Consider the following 5,979-nt stretch of genomic DNA (forward strand, 5'->3'; position numbering starts at 1 on the left):
CCGGCAGGCCGCCCAGGCGGCCAGGAACGCCTGGGCGGCCTGCCGGGCCCCGTCCGCCGACGGTGTCTCGCCCGAGGTGGTGCGCGGTCCGGCGGCCGCGGCCGGGGAGGCCGCAGGGGTGCTCCCGCCGGTGTGGCCGGAGAGCGACGCCACGATGTTCACCACCCCGTACCCGGCAACCGACAGCATTCCGGCGCATATGGTCCCGATGGTGACCTTGGCCGCTCTGTGCATGGTTCATCCCCCCACGAACTTTCCTGGACGGAGAGATCGTAGGCCCGCTGTGCAGGGAATGCAGCCGAATTGTTGAATGCGTTCAAATCCAGGCGTTGAACCACATGCGGGCCTGCCAGTCCTTGAAGGGGATCGTCTGGCCGGTGTAGATCGGGAAGAAATACAGGAAATTCCACACGATGGCGAGGACCAGCAGCCCGGCGGCGACCCCGCCGATCATCCTCCGCTCCCTGCTGGCCCTGGCGGTGCCGATCATCGCCCCGATCATCATGGTGACCGCCAGCACCAGGAACGGTACGAAGATCACCGCGTAGAAGAGGAAGATCGTCCGCTGCTGGTACTGGAACCACGGCAGGTACCCGGCGGCCAGACCGGCCAGGATCGCCCCGGCCCGCCAGTCGCGCCGCAGCGCCCACCGGTATAGGCAGTAGGCCAGCGCCACCACGCCCGCCCACCACAGCAGCGGGGTGCCGATGCCCAGCACCTCACGGGCGCACTCGCTGACCCGGCAGCCGTCCGCGCCCTGCTTCGGCGACTCGTAGAAGAAGGAGACCGGGCGCCCCAGCACCAGCCAGCTCCACGGGTTGGACTGGTAGATGTGCGGGCTGTGCAGGTTCTTGTGGAAGTCGTAGGTGTCCGAGTGGTAGTGCCACAGGCTGCGGAACATGTCCGGCACCCAGGTCATGTCCACCTGGAACGGCATTTTGTGCCTGCCGATCAGCGGCAGTGTGAAGTACTGCGAGGAGATGCCGTGGCGGTGCACCGCCCAGTCCCGGTAGTAGCCGCCCTTGCCCGGGACCGGGCTGCTGGCGAACCAGCCGGCCCAGGAGGACACGTACACCACCAGGGAGACCACCACGAGCGAGAGCACCGCCGGCAGCCCGTCGCGGCGCAGGGTCGCCAGGTACGGGTTGCGGGCGCCGGCCAGCCGGCGGGCGGAGGCGTCCCACAGCAGCGCCATCACCAGGAAGGTCAGCATCACATAGAGCCCGCTCCACTTGGTGGCGGCGCTCAGTCCGAGGCTCACCCCCGCGAGCACCCGGTACGGGCGCCATCCCAGCTTCAGCCGGGCGGCCAGGACCGCGTCCGGCTGGGCGTCGGGACTGTCCTCGGTGGCGCCGAGCGCGTCGGCGATCCGGGCCCGGGTGCGGTCGCGGTCGATCAGCAGGAAGCCGAAACCGGCCAGCGCCCAGAACATCACCACCAGGTCCAGCAGCGAGGTGCGGCTCATCACGAAGTGCAGGCCGTCGACGGCCAGCAGCAGGCCGGCGACGCAGCCCAGCAGCGTGGAGCGCAGCAGCCGCCGCGCGATCCTGGCGATCATCAGCACCGACAGGGTGCCGAGCACCGCCACCGAGAACCGCCAGCCGAAGGGGTGCAGCCCGAAGAGCCACTCGCCCACCGCGATCGTCCACTTGCCGACCGGCGGATGGACGATGAAGGCCGCCTGTGTGGAGAGCGGGATGGTCTGCGGTGAGCCGATGATCTCCCGGTTGGCGTCGTCCGGCCAGCTGGTCTCGTAGCCGTGGTGCAGCAGCGCCCAGGCGTCCTTGGCGTAGTACGTCTCGTCGAAGATCACCGCGTTGGGGCTGGCCAGGTTGTGGAAGCGCAGCACACCGGCGAAGATCGCCACCGCGATCGGTCCCAGCCAGCCGGACCAGCGGCACAGCCACACCCAGAGCGTCGAGCTGAACGCGAACCCCAGCCGGTCCATCACCGGGCCGGGGCCCTGCGCCGGTGCGGTGCCGGGGCCGTCGGGCATCGGCGGCACCAGCCGGTGGCGCAGCGGGCTGCGGTCCGGGCCGAAGTACCCGTACCGGGCCAGACCGCGCTGCCACGCCGAGCCCGTCCCCGGCTCCCCGCCCGTCTCGGCGGGCGGGTCGGACCGCTCGCTGGTGAGCACGGAACCGCCGTCCGCCGCCCGGCCGTGGCCGTCCCGGTCGTCCGCCGGGGGTGCGCCGGCCGTGCCCGCGCCGCCGCTGCCGGTGGGGTCCCCGTGCGCCGGGGCTCCTGTCGCCTTGTCACCGCTCACCCGCACATCGTAGGGGTGGGGGATGAGAGCGGGGCCCGTCCGCTGCGGACGAACAGGGCCGGGCTGCGAGGATGGGGAGGTGACAGGTCTACTCGTACTCGCAGGAACACCCATCGGCGACGTCGAGGACGCCCCGCCGCGCCTCGCCCGGGAACTGGCCGAGGCGGATCTGGTGGCGGCGGAGGACACCCGCAGGCTGCGCAGGCTCACCCAGGCCCTGGGGGTGGTGCCGGGCGGCCGGGTGGTCTCCTACTTCGAGGGCAACGAGGTGTCCAGGACCCCCGAGCTGGTGGAGGCGCTGACCGGCGGCGCCAGGGTGCTGCTGGTCACCGACGCCGGTATGCCGTCCGTCTCCGACCCGGGCTACCGGCTGGTCGCCGCGGCGGTGGCGGCCGGGGTGCGGGTCACGGCGGTGCCCGGGCCGTCGGCGGTGCTGACCGCGCTGGCGATGTCGGGACTGCCGGTCGACCGGTTCTGCTTCGAGGGGTTTCTGCCGCGCAAGGCGGGCGAGCGGGCCGGGCGGCTGCGCGAGGTGGCCGCCGAGCCGCGCACCATGGTCTTCTTCGAGGCCCCGCACCGGCTCGCCGAGGCGCTGGCGGCGATGGCCGAGGCGTTCGGCGGGGACCGGCCCGCCGCGGTGTGCCGGGAGCTGACCAAGACCTACGAGGAGGTCCGGCGCGGCCCGCTGGAGGAGCTCGCCGAGTGGGCGGCCGCCGGGGTGCGGGGCGAGATCACCGTGGTGGTGGCGGGCGCGCCGCCGGCCGCACCGACCCGGCTGGAGCCCGCGGAACTGGCCCGGCTGGTCACCGTACGTGAGGAGGCGGGGGAGCGCCGCAAGGAGGCCATCGCCGCCGTCGCGGCCCAGGCGGGGCTGCCCAAACGGGAGGTCTTCGACGCCGTGGTGGCGGCCAAACACGCGGCCCCCGGCGCCGGCTGAGTCTGGCCGCGCGGACCGGACCTCTCGGCGGGCGCCGCGAAGCCGTGCAGGTCAGAGGCCTGGCGTCGGCCGCCGGGAAGGGACACCCTGGGTAGGGGAGGCCCGGCGGCGTACGGTGAGAGGAAGCGCGCCTCGTCCGCGCGGGCGGCCCCGGAGCACTGCGCCGGAGTGCGCCGCACGGGGCCCCGGAGGTCGCTCGGACAGGGTGTGCGGAAGGTAAAGAGGAGGCCTGCAAGGCCAAGGATCAACGCGGGCCGGGAGCCGGTCCGTACAGGAATTCCCAACAGCGGGCCAAGACTCGGCAACCCGGGAATCCACCGGGCCGCCCCGGGAATTCCCTGGAGAGGAAAGACCCGCACCGGACGAGCGTCCGGAGGGCACCGGGAGACCGTCATGAGCGAGACCATCGGTAACCCTGTGAGCAGGCCGGGCACGGACCCGCTGTCGGCAGCAACCACCGTCACCGCTGTCACCGGGGGCCCGGTCGAGACCGCCCACGAGGCCTACTCCTTCGCCTGCCTCAGCTGTGGATACGGCTGGGAGCAGGACTACGAGATAGAGCACCACACCGACCGCGACGGCCACCTCACCTGCCAGTACCGCGCCAACGGCGTACGCGTCCCCTCGCCGCTGCTCAAGCCCAGCTGCCCCGGCTGCGGCGGGCACACCGTGCGGATCATGCGTGCCGGACGGGTCGACGCGGTGAGCCGGGCCTGGTCGGCCGGCCACGGGCACGGCCACGGCGCCCCCACCGCCGCCGTGCACGACACGGGCGCGCAGCTGGACGAGGCCGCCGAGCAGCACCGCCGGCACCGGTTCCACCTGCCGTCCTTCCTGCACCTGCACCCCCGCGACCACAGCTGACCCGGCGGACGCGCAGCGCGGCGCTCCGCGGTCCGGCCGCCGCCACGCGCGGCGGCCGGACGGTGCAGTCCTCGCGCCGCTATAGGATTTCTGACCATGGCGGCCACTGGAACCAACAGCAACGGGGCGTCGGCGTACTACGTCACCACGCCGATCTACTACGTCAACGATCGCCCCCACCTGGGCCACGCCTACACGACCGTCGCAGGCGACGTGCTCACCCGCTGGCACCGCCAGCGGGGCGAGAAGGTGTGGTACCTCACCGGCACGGACGAGCACGGTCAGAAGATCATGCGCACCGCCGATGCCAACGGCGTCACCCCCCAGCAGTGGTGCGACAAGCTGGTGGAGGAGGCCTGGAAGCCGCTCTGGCAGCACCTGGACATCGCCAACGACGACTTCATCCGCACCACCCAGGAGCGGCACACCCACCGGGTGCAGGAGTTCGTGCAGGACCTGTACGACAAGGGTGAGATCTACCAGGGCGGCTACGAGGGCCCGTACTGCGTCGGCTGCGAGGAGTACAAGACCCCCGGCGAGCTGCTGGACGGCGAGGGCGGCGCCAAGCTCTGCCCCATCCACAAGCGCCCGGTGGAGATGCTGAAGGAGGAGAACTACTTCTTCAAGCTCAGCGAGTACGGCCCCAAGCTGCTGGAGTTCTACGAGGCCAACCCCGGCTTCATCCAGCCCGAGTCGGCCCGCAACGAGGTGCTGCAGTTCGTCCGGCAGGGCCTCCAGGACCTCTCCATCTCCCGCTCCACCTTCGACTGGGGCATCCCCATCCCCTGGGACCCCAAGCACGTCATCTACGTCTGGGTGGACGCGCTGCTCAACTACGCCACCGCGGTCGGCTACGGCGCCGACTCGGCGAAGTTCGACGCCACCTTCCCCGCCGACGTCCACCTGGTCGGCAAGGACATCCTGCGCTTCCACGCGGTGATCTGGCCCGCCATGCTGATGGCGCAGGGGCTGCCGCTGCCCAAGCGGGTCGTCGCCAACGGCTGGCTGATGGTCGGCGGCGAGAAGATGAGCAAGTCCAACCTCACCGGCATCGCCCCGCAGGACCTCACCTCGCACTTCGGCGTGGACGCCTACCGCTGGTACTTCCTGCGGGCCATCCAGTTCGGCCAGGACGGCTCCTTCTCCTGGGAGGACTTCTCCGCCCGCTACACCTCGGAACTGGCCAACGACTTCGGCAACCTCGCCTCCCGGGTCGCCGCCATGGTCGGCAAGTACTTCGGCGGCGCACTGCCCGCGGCCACCGCCGCGGGCGACGCCGAGCAGGCGGTCGCCGACGGACTCGCCAGGGCCGTCGCCGAGGCCGACCGGAAGATCGGCGAGGAGATCGACTTCGCCGGCGGCATCGCCGCGGTGTTCGACTTCATCAAGCAGGTCAACGGCTACCTCACCGAGCAGGAGCCGTGGAAGGTCGCCAAGGATGGCTCCCCCGAGGGCCAGGCCAGGCTCGCCACCATCCTGTACACCGCCGCCGAGTCGCTGCGCGCCATCGCGGTGCTGCTGAACCCGGTGATGCCGGGAGCCGCGGCCAAGCTCTGGGACTCGCTGGGCGCCGAGGCGGCGCTGGGCGCCCTCGCCGACCAGCGGATCGGCGAGGCCGCAGGCTGGGGCCTGCTCCCGGCCGGCGCCACCGTCACCAAGGGCGACATCCTCTTCCCCCGCCTGGAAGAGAAGAAGGACGCCTGAGCCGCGATGAGCAGCAGCAAGTCCGCGCCGCCGCCACTGCCGGAACCCCTGGCAGTGGCGGTGGCCGACTCCCACACCCACCTGGACATGCAGGACGGCACCCCGGAGGAGGGCCTCGCCAAGGCCGCCGCCGTCGGAGTCACCACCGTGATCCAGGTCGGCTGCGACCTGCCCGGCTCGCGCTGGGCCGCCGACCTCGCCGCCGCCC

4 protein-coding genes and 2 pseudogenes are annotated in these 5,979 nt (G+C 71.9%); 4 read left to right on the forward strand and 2 right to left on the reverse strand.

The features are described 5' to 3' along the window. Both AOK09_RS10190 and AOK09_RS10195 read right to left on the reverse strand, forming a co-directional pair. Positions 1-234, reverse strand: a pseudogene (locus tag AOK09_RS10190) (hypothetical protein); the annotation flags it as partial. Between the two features lie 82 nt (positions 235-316). Further along, on the reverse strand, positions 317-2,137 hold the full coding sequence (locus tag AOK09_RS10195) for a dolichyl-phosphate-mannose--protein mannosyltransferase (protein ID WP_055586821.1): 1,821 nt from the start codon (positions 2,135-2,137) through the stop codon (positions 317-319). Positions 2,138-2,345: 208 nt separating this feature from the next. Here AOK09_RS10195 and rsmI point away from each other — a divergent pair, with 208 nt between their 5' ends. The 4 genes and pseudogenes from rsmI to AOK09_RS10215 form a co-directional block, all read left to right on the forward strand. Further along, positions 2,346-3,203, forward strand: a complete 858-nt coding sequence (gene rsmI / locus AOK09_RS10200; protein ID WP_055586818.1) for a 16S rRNA (cytidine(1402)-2'-O)-methyltransferase — start codon at positions 2,346-2,348, stop codon at positions 3,201-3,203. A 393-nt stretch (positions 3,204-3,596) separates the two neighbouring features. Continuing rightward, positions 3,597-4,067, forward strand: coding sequence for a hypothetical protein (locus AOK09_RS10205; protein WP_055586819.1), 471 nt, complete (start codon positions 3,597-3,599; stop codon positions 4,065-4,067). Positions 4,068-4,163: 96 nt separating this feature from the next. Further along, entirely contained in the window at positions 4,164-5,771 is a 1,608-nt protein-coding gene (gene metG / locus AOK09_RS10210; protein WP_055586820.1) for a methionine--tRNA ligase, read from the forward strand. A 6-nt stretch (positions 5,772-5,777) separates the two neighbouring features. Continuing rightward, a pseudogene (locus AOK09_RS10215) lies at positions 5,778-5,979 on the forward strand (AraC family transcriptional regulator); the annotation flags it as partial.

Source organism: Peterkaempfera griseoplana (assembly GCF_001418575.1).
GTDB lineage: Bacteria > Actinomycetota > Actinomycetes > Streptomycetales > Streptomycetaceae > Peterkaempfera > Peterkaempfera griseoplana.

What these genes read in the sequence shown, in the direction of transcription:
- AOK09_RS10205 (WP_055586819.1), top strand. Translation starts at nt 3,597, where the DNA reads ATGAGCGAGACCATCGGTAACCCTGTGAGCAGGCCGGGCACGGACCCG.
- metG (WP_055586820.1), top strand. Translation starts at nt 4,164, where the DNA reads ATGGCGGCCACTGGAACCAACAGCAACGGGGCGTCGGCGTACTACGTC.